Genomic DNA, 22,989 nt, shown 5'->3' on the forward strand with positions numbered 1-22,989 from the left:
GTCCACCCTGCCACACGGGTGCAGCGTGCCCTGATCGGCGGAGGGCATACGCTCGACGCGGGGAACGGGCGTGGGCTGCGCGGACATGCGCCGCCGGCCCAGGACGAGGCGATCCGACCGGGAAGGGACGTAGCGCGGTGGCGGTGGAGATCACATGGTGGGGTCACGCCATGGTGACCGTGCGGGACTCCGGCGTGCGGGTGCTGACCGATCCGCTGTTCGTCCGGCGGCTCGCGCATCTGCGCCGGCGCCGCGGCGCGCTGCCGCCCGCCTCGGCCGCCCGGGCCGACGTCGTCCTGGTCTCCCATCTGCACGCCGACCACCTGCATCTGGGCTCGCTCCAGCGGCTGGCGGACGGTACGACCGTCCTGCTGCCGCGCGGCGCGCGGCAGGCGGTGCCCGGCCTGCGCCGGCTCGCCGGGCGGCTGCGCCTGGTCGAGGTGTCGGCCGGGGACACCCACGCCGTCGGCGACCTGACGGTGCGGGCGGTGCCCGCCGCCCACGACGGCCGCCGGCTCCCCTACGGCCCGCAGCGCGTGCGCGCGCTGGGCTACGTCGTCGAGGGCGAGGCCCGGACCTACTTCGCGGGCGACACCGGGCTGTTCGACGCGATGGCCGCGGAGGTCGGGCCCTGCGACATCGCGCTGCTGCCGGTCGGCGGCTGGGGCCCGTTCCTCGGCCACGGCCACCTCGACGCGGGCCGCGCCGCACAGGCGCTGGCCCTGCTGGACGCGCGCGCGGCCGTTCCGGTGCACTACGGCACGTACTGGCCGATCGGGATGGACGCGGTGCGGCCGCACGAGTTCCACGGCCCCGGCGGGGAGTTCGTGCGGCTCGCCGCGCGCCTGGCGCCGCAGGTCGCGGTGCACCGGCTGGAGCACGGGCAGAGCGTGCTGGTCGAGGGCGCGGGACGGGAGAGCGCGGGGTGATCGGCTTCCTGGCGGCGGCCGCCTCGCACCAGACGTCCACCGAGGGCACCCAGCAGGCGTTCGGCTACCCCACGCTCTTCCTGCTGGTGGTGCTCGGATCGCTGGTGCCGGTGGTGCCCACGGGCGCGCTGGTCTCGAGCGCCGCGGTCGTCGCGTTCCACCAGACCGAACCGGTGGCGCTCGCCGTGGTGTTCGGCGTGGCGTCCCTCGCCGCGTTCCTCGGCGACGTCGCGCTGTACTGGCTGGGCCTGCGCGGCGTGCGGTCGTCCAGCGGGTCCCGGGTGCTGCACAAGCTGCAGGACCGGGTCGAGGACCACGCGCTGGAGCGGACCCAGCGGCAACTGGAGGAGCACGGGCCCGCGGTGCTGGTGCTGTCCCGGCTGATTCCGGCGGGCCGGCTGCCGGTCATGGTGGCGTGCCTGCTGGCGGAGATGCCGTTGCGGCGTTTCGTGCGCGGTGACGTGATCGCGTGTCTGGCGTGGGCGGCCACCTACCAGTTGATCGGGATACTCGGCGGGTCGCTGTTCCCCGAGCCGTGGCAGGGGGTGGCGCTGGCGGTGGCCCTGACCTTCGTGATCGCGGCCGGTCCCGCGCTGGTGCGGCGGCTGCGCCGCCCGCCGCGGGAGGCGGCCGACCCGGGGCACTGACCGGCTCCGCGGCGTCGGACGCGCCCGCGCCGGACTTCGCGCGGCCGCGGATCGGCCTGCCCCGGGCGTCGCCGGGCGCCGCGATCCCCGGGAGGCGGTCAGGAGTCCTCGGGCAGCACCCGCGAGCCGCCGACCGGCAGGTCCCACAGGGCGTCGCGCGGCAGTCCGGCCGCCGCCCACGCGGCGCGCAGCCGGGTCAGCGGCTCCAGCGGCGGCTCGCCGGACAGCAGGAACGTCGCCCAGTGCATGGGGGCCATCGAGGCGGCGCCCAGGTCCTGGAACGCCCGCACGGCCTCCTCGGGGTCGGTGTGCACCGGCCCGAGCATCCAGCGCGGCGCGTAGGCGCCGATCGGCAGCAGGGCCACGTCGATCCCGGGGTGGGCGCGGGCGATGTCCCGGAAGAAGCGGCCGTACCCGGTGTCGCCGGCGAAGTAGATCCGGTGGCCGGCGTCGTCCGAGACCACCCAGCCGCCCCACAGCGAGCGGCAGGTGTCGGTGAGGGTGCGCCGGCTCCAGTGGTGGGCGGGGACGAAGTCGAACCGCACCCCGTCGAGTTCCGCGGCCTCCCACCAGTCGAGTTCGGTCACCCGGGCGAAGCCGCGGCGGCGGAACCACTGCCCGAGCCCGGCGGGGACGAAGCAGGGGGTCTCGCGCGGCAGCCGTTTGAGGGTGGGCGCGTCGAGGTGGTCGAAGTGGTTGTGGCTGACGACCACGGCGTCGATCCGCGGCAGCAGGGACCAGGGGACCCCGACGGGCGTGATGCGGGCGGGGGTGCCGGGGATGCGGCGCGACCACACCGGGTCGGTCAGCACGGTCAGCCCGCCGATCCGCAGCACCCAGCTGGCGTGCCCGGCCCAGGTGACGGCCGCGCTGCCGGGTTCGGCCTCGGGCAGCGGGCCCGGCTCGACGGGCAGCTGCGCGACGTCCTTGAGCGAGGAGGCCGGGGGCCGGACCGCGCACTCCCGGGCCAGGCGGACCAGGTCGCGCAGCCCGGGCATCGGCAGCGGGTCGGTGAGCCGGTCGGCGAACGAACGCGGCCAGCTGCGCTGCTCGCCGTGCGGGCGGGGCGTGGCGACGGCGCGTTCGCTCTGGTCGGTCATCACGGCTCCCTGTCTGCGCTCGCGCGGCATCGGGTCCGAGAGTCCGGCGCATCACCCGGCGCTAACCGGAGATCGTGATTCCGTTTTCTCGGCTGCCAGACGAACGTAAGTCAGGCCCCGTGCCCCCGCGATCCCGAGCCGGCCGGCCCGGAAGCCGCCCGCGGCTCGTCCAGCTCGGCGAACGCCGAGGTCAGCGCGGCGAGTCCGGCCGCCACATGGGGCACCGTGAGCGGGTCCTGCGCGGTCAGTGCCGTACGCCGTTCGGTCTCGGTGGCGCCGAGCAGCACACCGGTGTCGATCCGCACCCGCGGCTCGGCCGGGTCGTCGCCGAACCGGTGGCCGCCGAGCACCGGGCGCCCCAGCAGGGCGCTCAGCCGCTCCTCGGCCTGCTCGGCGCCCATGCCCGGGGCCGCCAGCGTCGGGTAGATCTGGAAGCCGGCCCGGGGCGGACGGCACAGCGCGCCCGCGTCCGTCACCGCGCGGCAGGCGGCCGCGCCGACGCGCGCGTGCAGCCGGTTCGCGGCCACCGTGCGGTCGGTGACCTCGGCCGGCTCGGTCAGCACATAGCCGATCGCCGCGGCCACCGGCCCCGGCAGCACCGCCCGCATCGCGGCGAGCGCGGCCGCGGTGCGCTCACGCCACGACGCGCCGTGCCCGGTCGCGGGGAAGCGGGCGAGCGCGGCGGGCACGCTGACCGGCACCATCGTCGCTCCCAGGTCGGAGAGCACCACGGTGTGGTCGGGCAGCATCTCGGCGGGGCTGAGCAGCACGGTGTCGTGGTGGTGGAGCGTGTCGGAGTACGTCTCGTCCGAGACGATCATCAGACCGGCCTCGGCCGCGGCCTCGCACGTCTCGTGGAGCAGCTCGGGCGGGCTCACCGTGCCACTCGGGTCGTCCGCCGCCGACAGCACCAGCAGACGCGGCGCGCCGCCCTCGGCGCGGGCCCGCCGCACCGTCTCCAGCAGCGCGAACGGGTCCGGGACACCGCCGCCCTCGGCGGGCGCGGGCACGGTGTGCACCGGGCGGCGCAGCACCCGCACCAGCGGGGCCTGCCAGGCGGGCGCGGGCCGGGCGAGGACGGGATCGCCGTCGGTCGCGGCGAGCAGGGCGAGCAGCAGGAGCTCCGCGCCCGGCGCGGCCAGCGCGTGGCGGGCGTCCCCGGGCAGTCCGCGCCGGGTCCAGTAGCGGCCCGCCGCCTCCAGCAGTCGCGAGCCGCCGCCGGGCGGTTCGGCCGCCGCGGCCGGATCCAGGTGCGCGTCCCAGTACGGCGGAACGGGCAGCCCGGGCTCGGGCCGTACGTCGAACGGAAGAGTGAGACGCATGGGGTGCACCTCCGCGGAGCCGATGCCTCTGCGCCAACCTTCCCCCTTTTGCCGCGCCCGCGCCCTTCGGGGCAAACCCGCGCGCCCTTCGGGGCGAACCCGTCCCCTCAGCCCACCCGGGGCCGGGCTCAGCCCTGGATCAGCCGGACCAGGTCCCGCATGTCGTCGAAGACGACGGTGTCCGGCCCCTCCAGCCACTCCGCGGGCGTCAGACCGCCGCAGTAGCCGAACGCCCGCATCCCGGCGGACCGCGCCGCCTCGACACCGTACCGGCTGTCCTCCACCACCACACACCGCCGCGGCTCCGCGCCGAGGCTGCGCGCCGCGTGCAGGAACAGGTCCGGGGCGGGCTTGCCCCGGGCCACCTCGGACGCGCTGAAGATCCGTCCGGCGAACCGCTCGTAGAGCCCGGTCAGCCCCAGGGTGTGCCGCAGTCCCTCGTGGGAGGTGCTGGAGGCCACGCACGACGGCAGGGTGAGCGCGTCCAGAGCCGTCACCACACCGTCGACCGGCGTGAGTTCCCGCTCGAACGCCTCCCGGTACAGGCCCCGGTACGGCTCGTGCCAGCCCTCGGGCAGCGGACTGCCCAGATAGGCGCCGATCGCCTGTTCCATGTCGGCGTAGCTGCGTCCGACGAAACGCTCGACGACCTCGTCCTCGGACATCGGCCAGCCCAGCTCGGCCAGCATCTTCGCGTCGATCCTCACCGCGATCTTCTCGCTGTCGACCAGCACGCCGTCGCAGTCGAAGATGACCAGTTCGGGCTCGGGCCACCGGTCCTGGTGTGCGTTCACGCAGGTGAGCGTACAGCGGCGTGCCGGACCGGAGTCCGGGTATCAGAGTGGCCATGACGCTTCCGTGGAGGGCCGCCCAGAACGGCCAGAGCTGGCGACAGTGGGACCGCGCCCTGTTCACCGAGGTCGCCGGACGGCACTGGCCGGGAGCCGAACCGGTGCTGCCCCGGCTGAGCCGTGCGGCCAATCACGGCCGGCTGTGGATCGCGGCCGCGGGCACGATGGCGGCCGTCGGCGGCCGCGAGGGGCGGCGCGCCGCGGCGCGCGGGCTGGGCTCGCTCGCCCTGGCCTCCCTCACCGTCAACACCGTCGGCAAGGGGGCGGTGCGCCGCAGTCGCCCGCTGCTCGACGCGGTGCCGATGATCCGCCGCCTGCAGCGGCAGCCGGTCTCCTCGTCCTTCCCGTCGGGGCACTCCGCCTCGGCCGCCGCGTTCGTGGCCGGGGTGAGCGCCGAGTCCCCCGCGTGGGCGACCTTGCTGGCGCCGGTCGCGGCGAGCGTGGCCTTCTCCCGCGTCTACACCGGCGTGCACTACCCGAGCGACGTGCTGGTCGGCTGCGCCCTCGGCGTCGGCGCGGCGCTGGTCGTGCGGGGGATGCGCCCGCCGGTCCGCCGCCCGGAGTCGGGCCGCCCCGCGCACGTGCCGGCACTTCCCGAGGGCCGCGGCCTGCACGTCGTGGTGAACACCGCCTCCGGTCCCCCGCCGCTGCTGACGCCGGCCGCGGACCGGATCCGCGCGGCCCTGCCGGGCGCGACCGTCATGGAGTGCACCGAGGACGACGACCTGGTGAAACTGCTGGAGGCCGCGGCCCTGAACGCGGAGTCCGACGGCGGCGCGCTCGGCGTGTGCGGGGGCGACGGCACGGTGGCCGGGGCCGCCCAGATCGCCCTGGACCACGACCTCCCGCTGGCCGTCTTCCCCGGCGGCACCCGCAACCACTTCGCCCTCGACCTGGGCCTGGAGACCGTCGAGGCCACCGCGGCGGCCGTGCAGGCGGGGGACGCGGCACGGGTGGACGTGGCCCGCCGCACCGACCGCGGCGGCAACGCGCCGTTCCTCAACACCTTCAGCATCGGCTCCTACCCGGACCTGGTGCGGGTCCGGGAGCGCTGGTCGCGGCGGGTCGGGAGCTGGCCGGCGAGCGTGCTGGCCGCCGTGCACGTGCTGCGCACCTGCGAGCCGGTGCGGGTCGAGATCAACGGCCGGCCGCGCTCGGTGTGGCTGCTGTTCGCGGGGAACTGCCGCTACTCGAGCTGGGGCCTGGCCCCAGTGCGGCGGCGGGACCTCACCGACGGCCTGCTGGACGTGCGGATCGTCGACGGCGGACGGTTCGCCCGGACACGGCTGGTCGGCGCGGCCCTGACCGGCGTGCTGACGTCCTCGCCGATCTACACCGAGGCGACGGTGCGGCGGCTGCGGATCCGGGTGCCGGACGCGGAGGCGGACGGCGCGCGCGGCGCGGACGACAGCCGCACCGGTGGGGGCGGCGGGACGGCCGCGGGCCGGGGCGTGCGGCTGGCCTGTGACGGAGAGGTCGCGCTCGCGCCCCCCGAGCTGGTCCTGGACAAGGTGCCCGGCGGGCTGCGGGTCTACCGCGGCTGACCGCCGCGTACCGTCCTCCGCCGGCCCGGGGGCCGGCGGAGGAGGACCAGCGCCGTCAGTTGCTTCCGCCGATCAGGCCGGCCAGCGCGCGGACGCCCTCGCCGGAGATGCTGAGCGCGTCCTCGCTGCCGGTGTCGATGGACAGGATCAGCTCGTCGGAGGGCCAGGCGCCGCTGAGCGCGGCGAGCTGGATCAGCCGGTAGCTGCGCGTGGCCGGCAGCGCGTCGGCCATCCGGGACTCGGAGGTGAAGACCGGCACGAGCTGCCGGCCGTCGTCCTGCTCGTAGACGGGCAGCTGGATCTCACGCGGCACCTCCGCGCCGTCCGCGCCCTCGGGGTACTCCTCGACGCCCGGAACCGGCAGCAGGACGTCGCTGACCGCGAGGGTGCTCAGCGCCACGACGTTCTCGCTGCCGTGCGCGATCTCGTGCAGGGCCCGCTGCGCGGGGGGCAGGGCACCGTTGGGGTTGTTGTCGGTCATCGCAGGGGATTCCTCTCGCAGGCCGGCACCGTGGCCGGTGATCGGGTTCGTCGGCGTCCGCTTTGGTGACTGAACCCCGCGTGTACCCAAGGCGCCGCCGGTCATGCCGTCCGAGGGATGAAAAGGCGTTGACCAGGCAGGGTGCGGCCCGCGTACGGTGCGCGCATGGTTGCCAAGAGCCCCGCGCCCATCGTTCTCGACGGGCGTTCCGTACGCCTCGAACCTCTGGACCCGTCGGTCCACGCCGCGGACCTGTTCGCCGCCGGCGGCGGTGACGAGGAGGTGTGGCGGTGGCTGCCCGCCGAGCCGCCGCGGAGCGAGGAGGAGCTGCGGGCGCTGGCCGGCCGGGTGGCCGCCGCGGCCGGCTCCGCGGGCGGCCTCGCCTTCGCGGTGGTGGAGAAGAGCGGCGGCCGGGCCGTCGGCTGGACCACGTACCACGATGTGAGCACGGTCGACGAGCGCCTGGAGATCGGCTGGACCTGGTACGGCCGCGCGTACTGGCGCACGGCCGTCAACACCGAGTCGAAGCTGCTGCTGATGACGCACGCCTTCGAGGACCTCGGCATGGGCCGGATCATGTGGAAGACCGACCACCTCAACACGCGTTCCCAGCAGGCCATCAGCCGCCTCGGCGCGGTCCGCGAGGGCGTGTGGCGCCGGCACTGTCTGCGCTCGGACGGTGTGACCTGGCGCGACAGCGTCTTCTTCTCGATGCTGGCCGACGAGTGGCCGGACGCCAAGGCGCGGCTCCGCGCCCGCCTGACGGAGCACTCCGCGCGGGGCTGAGGTGTGACGCCGGGCCCGCGAGCGGGTCGACGTCTGCGGCTCGCGGGGCGGGGGGTTCGGCGGCTCGCGGGGCGGGGGGTCGGCGGCTCGCGAGTCCAGAGGTGCCAGCCGCGGGCCCGGCGCTTCCCCGGGCGGCCGCCCGACCCGGCGGTTCCCCGGGCGGCCGCTCGGCACGGCCGCCCGCAGGTCACAGATGCAGGTCGCGCAGCGTGTCCTTCGCCAGCGTCGGCTCCAGCACGGCCAGCTCCGCGTCGATCGCGGCGACCTCCGCCGCGTCGAGCCAGACCGTCCCGGGCTCCGGCGGCGCCTTCGCCAGCAGGTCACGGCGCAGGTAGCGCGGCGGGTGCGTGGCACGGACCCGGTGGCCCCGGCGCTCGTCCACCCGCCGCAGCCGCTCCCACTCGTGCCCGGGAACGGTCCGCGCGTGCTCGGCGAGGTGGGCCCACAGGCCGTCGGCGATCGCCCGGGGATCGGCGCCCCGGTTCCTGGTCCGGGCGAGGATGCCCTGGCGGCGCAGTTCGTGCATGACGGAGTCGCCGCCCAGCAGCGCGTCCAGGACCTCCACCATCGCCTCGGTGGAGGCGGTCCGGGCGGCCACGGCGTCGGCGCGGTACTCGGCGCGGCGCGCCGTGTGCAGGGTGCAGCGGTCCAGCAGCCTCAGCAGGGCGAGCACCGCGCCGCGCGGCACGGTCATCAGCGCGCGGGCCACCGCCTCCAGGGCGCCGCGGCGCAGCCGGGCGGCCGGGAGCAGCAGCACGTACCAGCCCGCCAGGGTGTTCAGGGCCGTGCCGACGACCATGCCGCGCCGCATGTCGCCGTTGGCGTAGTGCCCGAACTCGTGGCCGAGGACCGCGACGCGCTGCTGCGGGGTCAGCACGTGCCACAGCGGTAGCCCGAGGGTCAGCAGGCGCCGGTGCCGGATCCCGTACGCGGTGACCGAGGCGTTGAACCCGGCGTCGATGACGACCTTGTCGGCGGTGCGGGTGCCCGCCGCCGAGGCGACGCTGTCGAGCAGTGCGAACAGGCGTGGGGCGTCGGCGCGTTCGAGGGTCACGGCGTGCCGGGGCAGCCGCGGGAAACGGGGCCGGATGGCCGCGGCGAGGAGCAGCAGCACGAGGCCGGGCAGCACCTGGGTGAGCACCGGGAAGCCGAGGACGACCAGCAGCACGCCGGTGACGGCCACCACGACGGTGGTCAAGTGGACCAGCCAGGCCAGGACATGGGCCGCGATGCCCGCAGCGTCCAGGGACGGTGCCGCGACGCCCGCGCCGGCGTGGGCGGCGAGGTCGGCGTGCAGCCGGTCGCCCCGCCGGTCCGCGGAGCGCTTGGCACGGATCTGAAGGCGGCCCTTCAGCGGCTTCGGACCCTCGGGGTCGGTGTTCCAGCCGCAGGCGGCGCACCAGACCACGAAGCGGGCGTCGGCGGGCACGGGTTCGCCGCAGTCGGGGCAGGTCTGCTGAGGGGTACGCGCGGTCGTGGTGGTGGTTGCCCGCGTGGTGCTTGCCCTCGTGGTGGTGGCCCGCGTGGTGGTGGTTGCCGGCGGTGCGGAGGCCGGAGCCGCGGCGGACGGCGGTGCGGAGGCCGGCGGTGCGGTGGGTGCCGGTGCCGTGGGTGCCGGTTCCGTGGGCGGCAGGGCGATGCTCGGCCCTGCGCTGGCGGCTGGCGTTCGCCCAGTTGAGGCTGTGCCGGCCTGCGCGGTGTCCTCGGCGGTGGAGACGAGGCTCGCGGTTCTCGCCGGTGGTATGTCGTTGTCCTTCATGGTTCCCCCCACAAGTGACGTCGTGCTGCCCGGGCGAACAGCCGGGGCGCGGAACTGTACCGGACCGCCGGACACCCACGGCGTGCGGGCGGGCGGCGAGATCCCGCGCCCGGGCGGAACGGAACCGTGGCCCGTCCCGGACGCCCGGACCAGGGGTGGTCCGCGGCGCCCGGGAGTGACGTCCACACCCAAGAGCGTTCGTCCACACCGGACTTCACTCGTACTCCGTGCCTCCCTTACGCGTGAGGTACGCGTCGCTGACGACCTTGGCGATGGCGCGGCCGCCGAGCTCGGGGCTGTAGGCGTCCGTGGCGGTGCGCACCACCACGCCCTCCCGGATGTGCAGGCCGCGGCCGGAGACGGACTCCTTGCCCTGCGCCAGCTCCAGCACCCGGTCGAGGTCGAAGGGCCCCTCGAACAGCCTTGGCACGAGCGGGAGTTCGCCGACCGGCAGGGACGCGGGGTCGAGCCAGCGCAGCCGGCCCCCGATGTCGGCGCACACGTCGAACGCCGCGAAGCCCGGCAGGCCCCGGCCGGCGTCGACGCCGTACCCGAGGTCCTGCACCCCGTTTCCGTACACCTCGCCGTACACCCCGATCCGGTCGGCCCCCAGCTTCTCGGCCAGGGCGGCGGCGAGTTCGGGCAGTCGGTAACCGCGGACGGCACGCCAGTACAGGTTCCCCTGCGCCTCCTTGAGCGCCAGCCGCTGACCTCCGAGCCCCTTGGACGTGACGTGCACGGTGCCGGACCCGGCGTAGTACGTCAGGCAGCACGCCGTTCCGTGCAGCTTCTCCGTCACCGTGACCAGGTCACCGGCGGAGAAGATGCCCGGGTAGCGCTTGAGGTTCTCGATGTCGGTCCACGGCAGCAGGTCCGGGGCGGGCTCCACGTCGCCGCTCATCGAGATCGGCACCGGCGGCACCCACTTGACGACGCCGAGGCGTTCCGCGAAGTCCTCGCCGGCGGCGGCCGCGGACTCCAGGTCGACGCCGCCGAGCGCCGACGGCCGGCACACGGGGCCCTGGGACAGCTCGCCGCGCAGCCGCACGGCCCGCACCCGGTTCGCCGCGGCTCCCGCGAGCCGTCCGGTGAGCCCGAGTTCGGCGATCAGCGGCTCCGGCAGCACCGCCTGTTCGGGGATGTACACCGCGAACTCCCCCGTCCGGTAGACGCCCCTGGCGACGACCGCCCGGTACAGGCCCACCTGCGCGAGCTCCAGTGCGTCGGCGTTCGGGTGGTCCAGGATCGTGAGCCGCTCGGCGGTCACGCGCAGTGTGGACATGGCTGTGCCCTCCCCCATGGTTCGTCGTGGTGTGCGCGGCGATCACCCCTGGGCGCCGCGCAGTTCACTGTGTCGGCTCACCGACGCGGCCTGCCAGTGGTTTTCCTCCGGCGGCCGTCGGGGAGGGCGCGGTGCGGGCCGTGTGCGAGGCTGCGGGTATGCGATACCTCATCATCGGCGCCGGCGCGGTCGGCGGGACGATCGGCGGACGGCTCTTCGACGCCGGGCACGAGGTTGTGCTCGTGGCACGCGGGGCGAACGCCGAGGCGCTGCGGGAACACGGACTGCGCGTCGAACTCCCCGACCGGGCGCTGTCGTTGACCGTGCCGGTGGCCGCTGGTCCGGAGGAGCTGACGCCGCGCCCCGACGACGTGCTGGTGCTGTCGGTGAAGACCCAGGACACCGCGGCCGCGCTCGCCGCCTGGGCCGCCTACGGCGAGGACGTTCCTGTGGTGTGCGCGCAGAACGGCGTCGACAACGAGCGGATGGCGCTGCGCCGCTTCCGGGACGTCTACGGCATGTGCGTGTGGCTGCCGTCCTCGCACCTGGAGCCGGGTGTGGTGCGGGCCCCGTGCGCTCCGCTGACCGGCATCCTCCACCTGGGCAGGGCGCCGTCCGGCGCGGACGACGTCGCTCGGCGGATCGCCGCCGACCTGGAGACCTCGGGCTTCGCGGCGCCGGTCAGCGACGAGGTGATGGCGTGGAAGTACGCCAAGCTGCTCGCGAACCTCGGCAACGCGGCGGAGGCCGTGTGCGGCGCCGAGGAGGAGGCGTCCGCGGAGGAACTGACCGCCCGGGCACGGGCGGAGGGCCGGGCGGTGCTGGCGGCGGCCGCCATCTCCTGGGTCAGCGCCGAGGAGTACGCCCGGGTGCGCGGTGACCGGATGCGGCTCCTGCCGGTCAAGGGCGAGGAGCGCGGCGGCGGTTCCTCCTGGCAGAGCCTGATGCGGGGCACGGGCACGATCGAGGCGGACTACCTGAACGGCGAGATCGCGCTGCTGGGCCGCACCGTGGGAGTGCCGACACCGGTCAACACCGCACTCCAGCGCATGGCGAACCGCTTCGCCCGCGAGCACCGGAAGCCGGGGTCCCTGTCCGCGGACGAACTGGCCGCGCTGATGGGCGCATAGAGGCGCCCGGTCCACTCTCCGCCCTCGCTATAGGGCACTGTGCGGACGGCATCGCGGCCGCGGCACTCGGATCCGGCACGCACACATGGTTCGGCCCACAGGCAGTACGGCACGGCTCCGTCGCGCAGCCCGTCTACGCAAAAAACCCGCCCCCGAGCGGTGGCCCGGGGGCGGGATCAACGGCTGTTCCCTGAACCTCAGCTCGTCGACGCGTCCGGGCGCATGCGGAAGTCGTAGGCGGCCGGGAGCGGGTGGGCTGCGCGGGCCTCGATGCGGATGGCGTCGTCGACGGGCGCGCCGGCCGCGACCAGGGCCTCGGCGATGGCGTGCCAGGTGTCGCTGAGCGTCTCGTCGCCCTCGCGGAGGTTCTCCACGGTGAAGCCCGCGTCGAAGATCGCCCGCGCCCGTTCGGCGTCACCGCGGGCCAGCGCGGCCTGGGCGCGCAGCAGTTGGACGCGGCCGCCCTCGAGCGGGGTCGAGCCGCCCGCAGCCGGCTCGTCCAGGAGCTGCTCCGCCTCGGCGGCGCGGTCCGCGTCGAGCAGCGCGGGCACGGCCTCCAGCAGCAGGGCCCGCTGGACGGTTCTGGCCGCGTCCTGCGCCGGTCCCGGCTCCGCGGCGGCCGCCGGGGTCTGTTCGCGCAGGCTCGCGCAGGCCGCGAGGTAGCGGTCGGCCGCCTGCTGCGGCTGGCCCGCGACGGCCTCGGCGACGGCCAGGGCACGCAGCGCCCAGGGCGAGCCGTGCGCCTCGACGGACCGCTCCCAGCTGCGCACGGCCTGGGCCCGGTCACCGGCCGCCCACTGGGAGACGCCGAGGTAGTAGTCCAGGAACCACTCGTTGCCGGGGTAGGTGTCGGCGGACTCCAGCAGGTCCCGCCACTGGGGCGCGACCAGTGCCGGGCCGGGCGGCGCGTCCGCGACGGGCCGGGGGAAGACCCCGGCCAGCAGCAGTTCCAGCCAGGGTTTCTGGGCATCGCCGAGCGTGGCGGCGGGGAACGGTGTGCCGGGCAGGTCGCCGGTGCCGCGTTCGGTCTCCAGGGCGCCCCAGCCCGACCCGGTGCAGAGGATGTCCTTGGGCTCGGTGTCGGCGTGCTCCAGCCAGGCGGCGTAGGCGGCGTCGACCGTCTCCCGCGGCAGGGCGGCCTGCAGGCGTCCCGCCGTCTCGGCCCGGGCCGCCGCCCAGTCGTCGCCGTGGACCAGCGCGGGGTCGGCGGCGAGCGGTCCGTACGCCTCCAGCCAGGAGAAGTCGGAGTCGGGGGCCATCGGGATGTGTTCGAGCTGGGTGCGGGCCAGTCCGGCCTGGATCTCCAGGTAGCCGCCGGTGCCGGGCTCGGTGAGCCACTCCTGCCAGCGCCGGCCGCCGCGGTCGCTGCCCCACAGGAACAGCTTGCGGCCGCGCAGCACGTCGGTGGAGGTCTGCACCAGGCCCCGGCCCTCGCCGTCGAGCGCGGCGATCCAGCGCCGGTCGTCGCCCTCGATGTCGAAGAAGTAGTCCGCGGCATGCTGGGACCGGGTGGTGTACGTGATGTCCGTGGTGCCCGCTCCCCGGGGCGTGGGCACCGGGACGCGGGACAGGGCGCGGGTGTAGTCGAAGTGGTAGGCCGCGTCGGCCGGGGCCAGGACGCGGGTGTCCTCGGTCTCCGGCACCGCCATGTTCGACCACCAGTAGGCGGGCACCGTGCGGTCGTGCGGGTTGCGGACCCGGACGCCGACGTACAGGAAGTCCGACTCGGCCGGCAGCCACATGTCGATCTGGAACGGCAGGTCGCGCAGTCGCTCCCACTCCCACAGACGGAGCATCTCTCCGCCGTCGGGGGCGGGGAGGCGGGCGGCGTGCAGCGGCGCGCAGGTGTGGGCGCAGTGGCCGGTCGCGCCGAGGTTCCACTCGACGCCTCCGGAGAACCAGGCGTCGGCCAGTGCGAAGTTGGCCGGCTGGAACACGGGGTTGCGGTAGAGCAGTTCGCGCCCGGTGGGCTTGTGGACGAGGGAGTACAGGCGGCCGCCCAGGCCGGGCAGCACGACCGCGCGGACCCGGTCGTTCTCGATGGCTATCGCGTCGAGCCCGGCCGGTGCGCGGTCGCGGCCGTAGCCGTCCCGCAGCCGGACCGGCAGGACCGAACGCAGCGGCGCGTACCCGATCTGCCGTGCCATGTCGGCCGGCAGCCGGTCGCGGTCACCGGCGTCGACCTGGTGCACCTCGTCGAGAGGACGCAGGGCGGGCAGCGGGTTCTCCGGGCCGAGGGAAACGGCGGGAAGGGTCACCGTGATGCGCCGCACGGTCGTTGCTGTCGTAGCCAAGGCCACCTCTCTTGCCCGCGGCCGCTTCGAATCGGTCGGCCGTTACGGTGACCATGGAACATGGTCCGGCGCCGACTGACCAGGGCCCCCCGGGGTCAGGGTTGGGCAAAGGCCGAGGAAACGGCCGCTTTTCCGGGCCCGGGGCCCGGCCCGGCGGTGACCGGCGGGACGTTCCGGGCAGCAGGTCGGCCCAGGCCGGCGGCTGTTGTCGGCGGTCACTGCTACAACGGACGCCATGACGACTTCGCGCTTCCCCGAACCGTCCTTCGGGGACCGGCTGGAGCTGATCGAGGAGCGGTCCGCCGCGCTGCGGACGGCAGCCGAGGCGGCCGATCCGAAGGCCCGGATCCCTGGCTGCCCGGACTGGACCGTGCCGGACCTGGTGGCGCATCTGGGCCAGGTGCAAAGGTTCTGGGCGGCGACGGTGGCGGCGGGGCCGGCGCTGCGTCCGCCCGTCGACGTGGGCGGACAAGGCGACGCGCCCGCAGGCGACCTGCTGGAGTGGTCGGTGGCGTCCACGCTGCTGCTGCTCGACGCCCTCAAGGCCGCGGGCCCCGACGTGTCCTGCTGGACGTGGTGGGCGGACTCCGGCACCCCGGCGACGGCCGGCTCGGTGGCCCGCCACCAGGTCCAGGAGGCCGCTGTGCACGCGCGGGACGCCCAGGAGGCGGCAGGCGCTCCCGAACCCCTGCCGGCCGCGATCGCCGTGGACGCGGTGGACGAGTTCCTGCATGTGGGCTTCGGTTCCATGGACGGCTGGCCGCACGCCCCGGCCCGGGTCCGGCTGGTCAGCGAGGAGGGCCCGGCCTGGACCCTGATCCTCGACGAGACCGGCGCCTCCGCCGTGCGCGGCGGCCCGGACGGGGGTCCGACGGTCGGGGCGACCATCTCCGGTTCCGCCGGCGACCTCCTTCTCGGCCTGTACCGCAGGGCCCCTTGGGACGACGGTCCGCTGCGGGTGACCGGCGATGCCGAGCTGGTACGGCAGTTGGTGGTCTGGCCCCCGCTCGGTTGAAGACGTACCGTCCTGACGAAGGGGTGATGCCCATGTCAGGACGGGTACTGCTCACGACAGGCGCCCTGTGCGGGGCGTTGGCGCTGCTCGGCGGCTGCTCGTTCGGCAGCCACACGGACGACTCCGCTCCGGCCCCGGAGGTGACGGTCTCCCAGCCACCGCCGGTGGGCAGCATCGAGCATCCCCGCCCAGTGGAGTGCATCGACGGCATGACCTCCGCCGTCGGCCCGCGACACCAGGGCTCGCCGCCGGCCTCGGGCGCGGCGTCCGACGCGGGCGCCACCCCCGCCGCAGGCTCGGCCCAGGGAGCACCGGCGGGCACGTCCTCCCGACCTGCCTCTCCCCGATCCAGCGCCTCGCCGTCGTCAGCCGGTCCCGGCGGCCAGGGGGCCGCCGATGTCCGCGTCGGACCTCTGGTGTGGCGGGGCCTGCGCGGGCTGGAGACGGGCGACCAGCACGCCCACGGGATACAGAACTCCGGCGGCTGGCACTACCGCATCTTCCCCGACCTCGATGCGGGCGCGGTGGTCACCGTCACCATCGGCCCCGAGCAACGCGCCCGGGCCGGCCTGGAGTACGGCGGCGGCTACGGAACCACTCCCGCGCCCTCCGTCACCTTCCACAGCTGCCCCGCGGCGACCACCACCTTCTCGGGCGGCTTCTTCGTCGCCGGGGACGGCCGGGCGTGCGTCCCGGTGGACGTCAAGGTCGGCGACGCGGCCGTGCAGCACATCGTGATCTCCTTCTTCAAGGGACGCTGCCCTGCGTAGGGTGGCTCCATGACCGAGCACACGCCTGACCCCGACGCCAGCGGCGGGCCGACCGACGAGCCGGCCCACGACCCGGAGGTCCTGCAGCTCGCCGCTCAGGCCTTCGAGCTGGCCCGCCACGGGGACACCGACCGGCTCGCGGCCTACGTCGACGCAGGGGTGCCGGCCGACCTCTGCAACGACCGCGGCGACACCCTCCTGATGCTCGCCGCCTACCACGGCCACGCCGAGACGGTCCGGGCGCTGCTCCACCGCGGCGCGGAGGCCGACCGGCAGAATGACCGCGGTCAGACCCCGCTGGCCGGCGCGGTGTTCAAGGACGCCCGTGACGTGATCGACGCGCTGGTCGAGAGCGGCGCCGACCCGGCCGCGGGCGCCCCCTCCGCGATCGAGACCGCCCGCATGTTCGGGAAGGACGAGCTGCTCAAGCTCTTCGGCGCCCAGTGAGGAACAGCCTCACGCCCGGCGCCGGGTCGGAGCAGCCCCTCAGCTGACCGCCTCGGTGTGTTCGGTCAGCCGGGCCAGCCCGTTCTTGGTCAGCGAGCCGAACAGCCGTAGCCGGGAGATCCCTCCGTCGGGGAAGATGTCGATCCGGACGTGCGTGGACGGTATCGGGTTGACCAGGAAGCGGTGGACGCTGTCCGGCTGCAGCCGCACCCGGGGTATGAGTGTGGTCCACTCCCCCTCGGCGCCGTCACGGACGGACAGCGAGGCCCAACCGGCCGCGTTGCCCTTGAGGCAGGCCGTGTCGATCTCGACGGCACGTATGACGCCCTGCTCCACGAGCCGGTAACGGATCCAGTCGTTGCCGGCGTCCCGGCGCCTGCGGGTCTCCCAGCCGTCGTCCATCTTCTGCGACCGGCCGGGCAGGATCGTGTGCTCGGGCGGGGAGTAGAAGCGGTCCGAGGCGTCCTCGACCACGCCGCCGTTCTCCAGTGCGACCAGGTCGAAGGTGTCGAGTTCGGTGAGCCAGCCCGGGTCGGGCGCCACGTCGCCGTACACCCGCAGCCGCGCGACTCCGCCGTCCGGATGCTGGCGCAGCCTGAGATGAGTGAAGCGCCGCTCGACATGGACGGCGAAGGCGTTCTCCGCGTGTCCGCCGACCGGTGTGCGGGGGACGAGTTCGGTCCACTCCACGTCGGAGTCGAGCAGGTCCTCCGGCGCGGCGGAGAGTGAGTGCGCGGTCGCCTCGACCGACACCGCCTGCGGGTAGTTGCCGCGGAAGTGGGCGGTGTCGACCACGATCCCCCGGACCACGCCGGGCGTTCCGAGCCGTATCAGCGCCCAGTCGTGGTCGGCGATGTCGGGATGCGGCACCTCGGCGGAGACGCCACGCCGGCGGCGCGTCTCCCAGCCGTCCATGATCTTGCCCTTGTGCCCGAAGTGTTCAGGGTCGAAGACCGCAGGTCCCGGCAGCAGCAGGTTCTCGCGCTCGGCGAAGAACTCGTCATTGGCCGCGATGATCCCCGCTCCCAGCCGGCGGTCGGTCAGGTGGGCCAGCCCGGCGAACGGGAGTCGGGCGCGGCGGTAGTCCGCGTAGGGGTTGCCGCCGCCGTAGGGCAGTGCGTCCCCGGTGAAGTCGGTCAGCGCGGTGAAGCTCCCAGCTGTCTGCGCGGGTTGATCGCCGATGGTCATGTCGCCCCCTGTCGTGTCCCCCTCGGCGGCACCCGGGCCGCCCTTCTCGTCGTCAGCGTCGTCTCGTCTCATGGCTCCACTCTCGACGACCCCGACCCTTCACGTCCATCGAAACTTACTGAACCGACTCTTCAGTTGAACTTGACGGTGGGGTCCAGCTCCGCTGCCTGCCGCAGCGCCGCCATGGTCCGCCGCAGCAGCGGCGCGTCCTCGGCCCCGCCCCGCACCGCGCCCACGATGCGCCGCCGCGGCCGGTCCGCGTCCAGCGGCCGGACCGCGACGGAGGAGCGCAGCCCGCCGGAGAACGCCATCCTCGGCACCAGCGCGATGCCCATCCCGGCGGCGACCAGCGAGAAGATGGCGGGCCAGTCCGCCGCGGCGTGCGCCTGCTCGGGCACGAACCCGGCGTCGGCGCAGGCGGCCAGGGTGATCTCCCGCCAGGGGCCGCGGCTGCCGAAGATCCAGGGCTCCTCGGCGAGCCTGGCCAGCCGCAGCCCGGGCACCCCGGCGAGCGGGTGCCCGGCCGGCAGCGCGACGTCGAGCGGGTCCGTGAGCAGCGGAGACACCACGAAGCGCGGGTCGCGGGCGGAGGGCGCGTCGACGGCCAGCGACACCGCCAGGTCCACCTCGCCCGCGGCCAGGTCCTCGTACACCTCGGCCGCCTCGGCCTCCCGCACCGACAGCGTGATGCCCGGCGCGGAGGTGCGCAGCAGCTCGACGGCGGGCACGACCAGGCGGCTGATCGCGGTCGCGATCGTGCCGATCCGGACCAGGCCTGCGTCCCCGCGAGCGTATCCGTCGAGTTCCGCCCCGGCCCGTTCGAGCTGCGCGAACACGACTTCGGCGTGCCGGAGGAGGACGTGGGCGGCCCCGGTGAGCCGCACGCCGCGCCCGCGCGCCTCGATGACCGGAGCCCCTATCTGCTTGGACAGCGCGGCGAGCTGCTGCGAGACGGCCGAGGGCGTCATGCGCAGGGCGGCGGCTGCGGCCGTCACCGTGCCGGTGTCGTGCAGTGCGCGGAGGATCTGCAGCTTCCTCAGGTCCCACTCTTTCATGCAGGCAGCCTAAACACTCCCGGGTCGATCGTGTACCGGCACCGCGCACATCCCGACGTCTCCCGGCGAGCTCCGCGATCACGCCGTCAGGAGGCGGCGATCGTCTCGCGGTGCTGCTGCGGGCTGATCCCGCGTACCCGCTTGAACGCGGCGCTGAGGGCGAACGGGCTGCCGTAGCCGACGCGGCGGGCCACCGCGGCGACGGTCGCGTCGGGCTCGCGCAGCAGATCCGCCGCGAGCGTCAGGCGCCAGCTCGTGAGGTAGGCCATCGGCGGTTCGCCGACGAGATCGGTGAACCTGCGGCTCAGCGCCGCCCGTGACACGCCCGTTCCGGCGGCGAGTTCGGCAACGGTCCAGGGGTGCGCCGGCGTCTCCTGCAGCAGGCGCAGGGCGGGGCCCACCACCGGGTCGCTCTGCGCCGCGAACCACGACGGGCCGTCCGCGCCCGGCCGGGAGAACCACTCGCGCAGCACCGCGATCAGCAGCAGGTCCAGCAGCCAGTCGAGCACGACGTCCTGGCCGGGCGCCTCGCGGTGGATCTCGCCGGCCAGCAGGCCGGGCAGCGGGCTGTCCCAGGAGCCGCCGGGCAGGACGAGCGCATGGGCCTGAACGTGCCGCTCAACGACCGGTTGGCGAACGTCGGGGATCCGGCCCGGATCCATGATCTGGCCGCCGTGCGGGAGAAGTTCGAGAGGACCTGGGTGCATTGGACGGTGGCCCGTACGCTGACCAGCACGGCCGCGCTCGGCTGCCTGGCCTGGGCCATGCGCGTCTCGGCCCGCGCCTCGGGCGCGGCCTGAACGGCCGGGCCGGCCCCGGTCGACGCACGCTGAGTGCCGTGAAGCTCAGCGGGCCGCATCGCCTACGCCACCGACTCGGCGATGCGCCGGGCCACTTCGGCCGGCGACGCGCCTTCGGTGGGGACGATCTCGCCCTCCTCGCGCAGCCAGGGCAGGGCGGCCTCGTAGTCGGCGATGTGGTCGAGCCGCCACTGCCGGGCGGCGGTCTCGACCGTGTCCGCCTCGATCCGGCGGGTCAGCGCCGCCGCGTCGGCGTGCAGCACGAAGTGGCGTACGGGGATGCCGGCCGCGTCGAATCCGGCCGCCAACTCCCGCCAGTACGGCCGGACCAGCACGGTCTGCGGCACGACGAGCGTGCCGCCGACGTAGTCCAGGATCTGTGCGGCGGTCGCCACGACCAGGGCCCGCCACGGCGGATGGTCCTGGAAGTCCCGGGCGGTGACATCGCTGAGGACCGGCCGCAGCATGTACCCCACGTTCTCCGAGTCGAAGATCCGGGCACCGGGCAGCAGCGTGACGAGGTGCCGTGACGTGGTGGTCTTCCCGCCGCCGAAGGTTCCGTTCAGCCACACGATCATGCGGGCGACCCTACCGGCGCCCGGGCCCCCGGAGGCCGTCCAGACAGTCGTCGGGGGTCTTCGAAGGTCGCCGGGGTCGCCGGGACCGGCTGGGTCGCCGACGAACCGCCGCCCCCCGAACTCGTCGTGGCTCCTCAGCCGTCAGGAGCGCCGGGCACTCAGCCGCCGGGAGCCGCGCCGAAGCTGCCGTGCCGCCCCTCCCCCGCCGCGAAGCGGGCCGCGCCCTCCGTCGCCTCGGTCAGCGAGATCCGGCCGTGCGCCAACTCGACAGCGAGCGCGTCCCGTTCCGACCGGCCCTCCTGTTCGAGCAGCGAGAGCCGGTCCCGCCGGAGGCAGGTCTGCGGGAACGCGGCGATCTCCGCGGCCAGGAGCTCGGCTGCCGCCCGCCCCTCCCCCACCGGCACCACGCGGTCGACCAGGCCGATGGCCAGGGCCTCGTCCGCTCCCACCGGGCGACCGGTGAGCACCAGGTCCATGGCGCGTCCCGCGCCGATGAGCCGGGGCAGGCGGACGGTGCCGCCGTCGATGAGCGGAACGCCCCAGCGCCGGCAGAAGACGCCGAGGACCGCGTCCTCCTCCGCGACGCGCAGATCGCACCACAGCGCCAACTCCAGCCCGCCCGCCACCGCGTGACCGGAGATCGCGGCGATCACCGGCTTGCCGAGCCGCATCCTGGTCGGGCCCATCGGGCCGTCGCCGTGGTCCGTCACCGCGTTGCCGCGGTCGGTGCCGATGGCCTTGAGGTCGGCGCCCGCGCAGAATGTGCCTCCTTCGCCCCACAGCACCGCGACCGAAGCGCGCTCGTCCGCGTCGAAGTCGCGGAAGGCGTCGGCCAGTCGGGACGCCGTGGGGCCGTCGACGGCGTTGCGCGCGGTGGGGCGCGACAGGACGACCGTGCTGACGGCGCCCGCGCGTTCGGTGCGCACGGCCGGGGGCGGCCGGCGGCCGTGTCGTCCCGCACCGGGCCGCCGCTCGTCGTGATCCGTCATGTCCCGTTCCCCTCAGTGGTGTTCGGACAGCAGGACGGCGACCGTGTCGGGTTCCAGCGCGCGGAAGACGTGCGCCATGTCGCCGGGGTACGAGACGTAGTCGCCGGGCAGCAGCTCCACCGGGTCGTCGATGAGGCCGACTTCGGCCCGGCCGGCGCTGAGGATCACGTGTTCGATCAGGCCGGGCATGTGCGGCTCGGACTCGCGGGCCGATCCGGGCTGGGCCGACACCACGTAGATGTCGCGGCGCGCGTGCGGCGGGCAGGAGGCGAGCAGCGTGGCCACGTAGTCCGACCGCTCGGCGCTGAAGGTGAGGCCCTCACCGGCCCGGACGACCTGCACGCGCGGCCGCGGCGGGTCGACGAGCTGCGCGAACGGCACATCGAGGGTGACGCTCAGCGCCCACAGGGTCTCGACGCTCGGGTTGCCCGTGCCGGACTCCAGTTGGGACAGCGTGGACTTGGCGATGCCGGCACGGCGGGCGGTCTCGGCGAGGGAGAGACCGACGCGGCGGCGTTCGCGCTGCAGGGAGGCGGCGATGGTGGCGAGGGGCGCGCCACCGCTCTGCCCGCCCGCGGCGCGTCGGACCGCCCCCGCGGCACCGCCGGTCGCACCGCCCCCGGTGTCCGTGCCTCGTTCTTCGGCCATGGCCGCCCTCCGGCTGCGTTCACTGAAACCTGCGTTCACTGGAACCTGCGTTCGCTGAAACAAGCCAGCCGTACGGTTTGACGAACGACCGAGCTTGTGTTCATTCTAAAGGGTGATGCGTTCGATATGGCGAACCCTGGTGAACCCGGGCCTGGCCCGGGACATCGCCCTGGTCTGCGTGGCCGACGCGCTGGTCGGCGTGTCGTTCGGCGCGATCGCGGTGGGCCTCGGGCTCCCGCTCTGGCTGCCGGTCCTGATGTCCCTGGTGGTCTTCGCCGGCGCGGCGCAGTTCCTGTTCATCGGGATCGTGGGCGCCGGCGGCAGTCCGGTGGCCGCGGTGGCCGCCGGACTGCTGGTCAACGCCCGCCATCTCCCCTTCGGCTTCGCGGTCGGCGACGTCCTCGGAACGGGATGGCTGCGACGGCTGGCCGGCAGCCACCTGATGGTCGACGAGACGGTGGCCTTCACCCTGGCGCAGGACGAACCGCGGCGGCGGCGCCTCGCCTACTGGGGGTGCGGCGCGGGGCTGTTCGCCGCCTGGAACCTGGGCGTCCTCGCGGGCGCGTTCGGCGGTCGGGCCGTCGGGAACACCGACGCGTTCGGGCTCGACGCCGCGTTCCCCGCCGTGCTGGTGGCGTTGCTGCTGCCGTCGTTGCGGGACGTGACGACCCGGAAGGCCGCCGCGGCCGGGGTCGCGGTGGCGCTGATCGCAGCGCCGTGGCTGCCCGCGGGCGTGCCGGTGCTCCTGGCCCTGGGCGGACTCGCCGTCGCGCGGCACGGAGGCGACGCGCGCCAGGAACCGGGCCGGCAACGGGACTCGGGCCAGAGCCGGCACCGGGACCAGGACCCGAGCCGGCACCGGGGTGAGGACCGGAACCACGACCACGACCACGGACCGACGCGGAAGCGGGAGGCGACACGATGAGGCTGGCGATGGCATCGGTGGTCCTGGGCGCGGGCACCTACGGGTTCCGGCTCGCCGGGCCTCTGCTGAAAGCGCGGGTCCGGCTGTCGCCGCGGCTGGAGCGGCTGATGGGCACGGCCGTGGTCGTGCTGCTCGCCGCGCTGGTCGCCACGTCCGGCCTCATGGACGGTCACCACTTCACGGGGCCGGCTCGGCCGGCCGGCGTCGCCGTCGGCGCGCTGCTCGCCTGGCGGCGGGCCCCGTTCGCCCTGGTGGTGGTCGCCGCGGCCGCCACGACGGCGGGTCTCCGCCTCCTCGCCGTCCCCTGACACCTCCGCGAGCCATCCGCTCGCCGGGCCCGGCAGAATCCGCGTCCACTCAACTCCCGTGACTTCATGTCGAATTGAGGCGCGAAGTGGAGGTGACAGAAGGATTCCAGATCGTGTTACGTGTCATGTCTCCGTCGATTC

Annotated in this window: 22 protein-coding genes and 1 pseudogene; 10 read left to right on the plus strand and 13 right to left on the minus strand. The window is 74.8% G+C overall.

All coding sequences use genetic code 11. From position 1 onward, the window contains the following. Positions 1-137: 137 nt before the first annotated feature. Both K7862_RS09585 and K7862_RS09590 read left to right on the plus strand, forming a co-directional pair. Entirely contained in the window at positions 138-929 is a 792-nt protein-coding gene (locus K7862_RS09585; RefSeq protein WP_222962031.1) for an MBL fold metallo-hydrolase, read from the plus strand. Next, positions 926-1,576 (plus strand): DedA family protein, encoded by a 651-nt coding sequence (locus K7862_RS09590; protein WP_372461534.1) that lies wholly within the window; start codon positions 926-928, stop codon positions 1,574-1,576. Before K7862_RS09585 ends, K7862_RS09590 begins: the two co-directional genes overlap by 4 nt. Positions 1,577-1,674: 98 nt before the next feature. On the opposite strand, the gene K7862_RS09595 is transcribed toward K7862_RS09590, so the two are convergent. The 3 genes from K7862_RS09595 to K7862_RS09605 form a co-directional block, all read right to left on the minus strand. Next, positions 1,675-2,676: an MBL fold metallo-hydrolase gene (locus K7862_RS09595; protein WP_262412907.1), complete on the minus strand. Its 1,002-nt coding sequence runs from the start codon at positions 2,674-2,676 to the stop codon at positions 1,675-1,677. A gap of 110 nt (positions 2,677-2,786) precedes the next feature. Beyond that, positions 2,787-3,998, minus strand: coding sequence for an aminotransferase class I/II-fold pyridoxal phosphate-dependent enzyme (locus K7862_RS09600; protein WP_222962033.1), 1,212 nt, complete (start codon positions 3,996-3,998; stop codon positions 2,787-2,789). A gap of 128 nt (positions 3,999-4,126) precedes the next feature. Next, entirely contained in the window at positions 4,127-4,792 is a 666-nt protein-coding gene (locus K7862_RS09605) for an HAD family hydrolase (protein WP_222962034.1), read from the minus strand. A 53-nt stretch (positions 4,793-4,845) separates the two neighbouring features. Between K7862_RS09605 and K7862_RS09610 the strand changes: the two genes are divergently transcribed. Next, the gene (locus K7862_RS09610; protein ID WP_222962035.1) at positions 4,846-6,393 is read left to right on the plus strand and encodes a bifunctional phosphatase PAP2/diacylglycerol kinase family protein; all 1,548 of its coding nucleotides are present in this window, start codon (positions 4,846-4,848) and stop codon (positions 6,391-6,393) included. A 55-nt stretch (positions 6,394-6,448) separates the two neighbouring features. Here the strand turns inward: K7862_RS09610 and K7862_RS09615 are convergent, their stop codons facing one another. Then, positions 6,449-6,874, minus strand: coding sequence for an SseB family protein (locus K7862_RS09615; RefSeq protein ID WP_222962036.1), 426 nt, complete (start codon positions 6,872-6,874; stop codon positions 6,449-6,451). Positions 6,875-7,039: 165 nt separating this feature from the next. Between K7862_RS09615 and K7862_RS09620 the strand changes: the two genes are divergently transcribed. Then, positions 7,040-7,660 carry a GNAT family N-acetyltransferase gene (locus K7862_RS09620; RefSeq protein WP_222962037.1) on the plus strand — a complete coding sequence of 207 codons (621 nt, stop codon included), beginning with the start codon at positions 7,040-7,042 and terminating at the stop codon, positions 7,658-7,660. 187 nt (positions 7,661-7,847) lie between these two features. On the opposite strand, the gene K7862_RS09625 is transcribed toward K7862_RS09620, so the two are convergent. Together K7862_RS09625 and K7862_RS09630 are read right to left on the minus strand one after the other, a co-directional pair. After that, positions 7,848-9,089: a M48 family metalloprotease gene (locus K7862_RS09625; protein ID WP_308011920.1), complete on the minus strand. Its 1,242-nt coding sequence runs from the start codon at positions 9,087-9,089 to the stop codon at positions 7,848-7,850. A 544-nt stretch (positions 9,090-9,633) separates the two neighbouring features. After that, positions 9,634-10,701, minus strand: a complete 1,068-nt coding sequence (locus K7862_RS09630; RefSeq protein ID WP_222962039.1) for an RNA ligase (ATP) — start codon at positions 10,699-10,701, stop codon at positions 9,634-9,636. A 158-nt stretch (positions 10,702-10,859) separates the two neighbouring features. On the opposite strand from K7862_RS09630, the gene K7862_RS09635 reads away from it, so the two are divergent. After that, a complete protein-coding gene (locus K7862_RS09635) occupies positions 10,860-11,831 on the plus strand; it encodes a ketopantoate reductase family protein (RefSeq protein ID WP_222962040.1) in 972 nt (323 codons plus the stop codon). 197 nt (positions 11,832-12,028) lie between these two features. On the opposite strand, the gene K7862_RS09640 is transcribed toward K7862_RS09635, so the two are convergent. Then, complete coding sequence (locus K7862_RS09640; protein WP_262412908.1) at positions 12,029-14,125, minus strand: DUF5107 domain-containing protein; 2,097 nt, start codon at positions 14,123-14,125, stop codon at positions 12,029-12,031. Positions 14,126-14,360: 235 nt separating this feature from the next. On the opposite strand from K7862_RS09640, the gene K7862_RS09645 reads away from it, so the two are divergent. The 3 genes from K7862_RS09645 to K7862_RS09655 are packed head-to-tail and all read left to right on the plus strand — an operon-like array spanning position 14,361 to position 16,357. Continuing rightward, positions 14,361-15,140, plus strand: coding sequence for a maleylpyruvate isomerase family mycothiol-dependent enzyme (locus K7862_RS09645; RefSeq protein WP_222962041.1), 780 nt, complete (start codon positions 14,361-14,363; stop codon positions 15,138-15,140). Positions 15,141-15,172: 32 nt separating this feature from the next. Next, positions 15,173-15,910: a hypothetical protein gene (locus tag K7862_RS09650; protein ID WP_222962042.1), complete on the plus strand. Its 738-nt coding sequence runs from the start codon at positions 15,173-15,175 to the stop codon at positions 15,908-15,910. A gap of 9 nt (positions 15,911-15,919) precedes the next feature. Next, positions 15,920-16,357, plus strand: a complete 438-nt coding sequence (locus K7862_RS09655; protein ID WP_222962043.1) for an ankyrin repeat domain-containing protein — start codon at positions 15,920-15,922, stop codon at positions 16,355-16,357. 39 nt (positions 16,358-16,396) lie between these two features. Here the strand turns inward: K7862_RS09655 and alc are convergent, their stop codons facing one another. The 6 genes and pseudogenes from alc to K7862_RS09685 form a co-directional block, all read right to left on the minus strand. Next, the gene (gene alc, locus K7862_RS09660) at positions 16,397-17,545 is read right to left on the minus strand and encodes an allantoicase (protein WP_222962173.1); all 1,149 of its coding nucleotides are present in this window, start codon (positions 17,543-17,545) and stop codon (positions 16,397-16,399) included. A gap of 131 nt (positions 17,546-17,676) precedes the next feature. Continuing rightward, the gene (locus tag K7862_RS09665) at positions 17,677-18,600 is read right to left on the minus strand and encodes a LysR family transcriptional regulator (protein ID WP_222962044.1); all 924 of its coding nucleotides are present in this window, start codon (positions 18,598-18,600) and stop codon (positions 17,677-17,679) included. An 86-nt stretch (positions 18,601-18,686) separates the two neighbouring features. Further along, positions 18,687-19,196: pseudogene (locus tag K7862_RS09670) on the minus strand (helix-turn-helix transcriptional regulator); the annotation flags it as partial. A 266-nt stretch (positions 19,197-19,462) separates the two neighbouring features. After that, entirely contained in the window at positions 19,463-19,978 is a 516-nt protein-coding gene (locus tag K7862_RS09675; RefSeq protein WP_222962046.1) for an AAA family ATPase, read from the minus strand. 158 nt (positions 19,979-20,136) lie between these two features. After that, positions 20,137-20,967 (minus strand): crotonase/enoyl-CoA hydratase family protein, encoded by an 831-nt coding sequence (locus K7862_RS09680; RefSeq protein ID WP_222962047.1) that lies wholly within the window; start codon positions 20,965-20,967, stop codon positions 20,137-20,139. A 12-nt stretch (positions 20,968-20,979) separates the two neighbouring features. Continuing rightward, a complete protein-coding gene (locus K7862_RS09685; protein WP_222962048.1) occupies positions 20,980-21,615 on the minus strand; it encodes a helix-turn-helix domain-containing protein in 636 nt (211 codons plus the stop codon). Between the two features lie 115 nt (positions 21,616-21,730). On the opposite strand from K7862_RS09685, the gene K7862_RS09690 reads away from it, so the two are divergent. Together K7862_RS09690 and K7862_RS09695 are read left to right on the plus strand one after the other, a co-directional pair. Beyond that, positions 21,731-22,540, plus strand: coding sequence for an AzlC family ABC transporter permease (locus tag K7862_RS09690; RefSeq protein WP_222962174.1), 810 nt, complete (start codon positions 21,731-21,733; stop codon positions 22,538-22,540). 8 nt (positions 22,541-22,548) lie between these two features. After that, on the plus strand, positions 22,549-22,848 hold the full coding sequence (locus K7862_RS09695; RefSeq protein ID WP_262412909.1) for an AzlD domain-containing protein: 300 nt from the start codon (positions 22,549-22,551) through the stop codon (positions 22,846-22,848). Positions 22,849-22,989 lie beyond the last annotated feature (141 nt).

Origin of the sequence: Actinacidiphila acidipaludis (assembly GCF_019890725.1) — a bacterium.
In the GTDB taxonomy this organism is placed as follows: Bacteria; Actinomycetota; Actinomycetes; order Streptomycetales; family Streptomycetaceae; genus Actinacidiphila; species Actinacidiphila acidipaludis.

What these genes read in the sequence shown, in the direction of transcription:
- K7862_RS09595 (WP_262412907.1), bottom strand. Translation starts at nt 2,676, where the DNA reads ATGACCGACCAGAGCGAACGCGCCGTCGCCACGCCCCGCCCGCACGGC.
- K7862_RS09600 (WP_222962033.1), bottom strand. Translation starts at nt 3,998, where the DNA reads ATGCGTCTCACTCTTCCGTTCGACGTACGGCCCGAGCCCGGGCTGCCC.
- K7862_RS09610 (WP_222962035.1), top strand. Translation starts at nt 4,846, where the DNA reads ATGACGCTTCCGTGGAGGGCCGCCCAGAACGGCCAGAGCTGGCGACAG.
- K7862_RS09615 (WP_222962036.1), bottom strand. Translation starts at nt 6,874, where the DNA reads ATGACCGACAACAACCCCAACGGTGCCCTGCCCCCCGCGCAGCGGGCC.
- K7862_RS09620 (WP_222962037.1), top strand. Translation starts at nt 7,040, where the DNA reads ATGGTTGCCAAGAGCCCCGCGCCCATCGTTCTCGACGGGCGTTCCGTA.
- K7862_RS09630 (WP_222962039.1), bottom strand. Translation starts at nt 10,701, where the DNA reads ATGTCCACACTGCGCGTGACCGCCGAGCGGCTCACGATCCTGGACCAC.
- K7862_RS09635 (WP_222962040.1), top strand. Translation starts at nt 10,860, where the DNA reads ATGCGATACCTCATCATCGGCGCCGGCGCGGTCGGCGGGACGATCGGC.
- K7862_RS09645 (WP_222962041.1), top strand. Translation starts at nt 14,361, where the DNA reads ATGACGACTTCGCGCTTCCCCGAACCGTCCTTCGGGGACCGGCTGGAG.
- K7862_RS09650 (WP_222962042.1), top strand. Translation starts at nt 15,173, where the DNA reads ATGTCAGGACGGGTACTGCTCACGACAGGCGCCCTGTGCGGGGCGTTG.
- K7862_RS09655 (WP_222962043.1), top strand. Translation starts at nt 15,920, where the DNA reads ATGACCGAGCACACGCCTGACCCCGACGCCAGCGGCGGGCCGACCGAC.
- alc (WP_222962173.1), bottom strand. Translation starts at nt 17,545, where the DNA reads ATGACCATCGGCGATCAACCCGCGCAGACAGCTGGGAGCTTCACCGCG.
- K7862_RS09665 (WP_222962044.1), bottom strand. Translation starts at nt 18,600, where the DNA reads ATGAAAGAGTGGGACCTGAGGAAGCTGCAGATCCTCCGCGCACTGCAC.
- K7862_RS09675 (WP_222962046.1), bottom strand. Translation starts at nt 19,978, where the DNA reads ATGATCGTGTGGCTGAACGGAACCTTCGGCGGCGGGAAGACCACCACG.
- K7862_RS09680 (WP_222962047.1), bottom strand. Translation starts at nt 20,967, where the DNA reads ATGACGGATCACGACGAGCGGCGGCCCGGTGCGGGACGACACGGCCGC.
- K7862_RS09685 (WP_222962048.1), bottom strand. Translation starts at nt 21,615, where the DNA reads ATGGCCGAAGAACGAGGCACGGACACCGGGGGCGGTGCGACCGGCGGT.
- K7862_RS09690 (WP_222962174.1), top strand. Translation starts at nt 21,731, where the DNA reads ATGCGTTCGATATGGCGAACCCTGGTGAACCCGGGCCTGGCCCGGGAC.
- K7862_RS09695 (WP_262412909.1), top strand. Translation starts at nt 22,549, where the DNA reads ATGGCATCGGTGGTCCTGGGCGCGGGCACCTACGGGTTCCGGCTCGCC.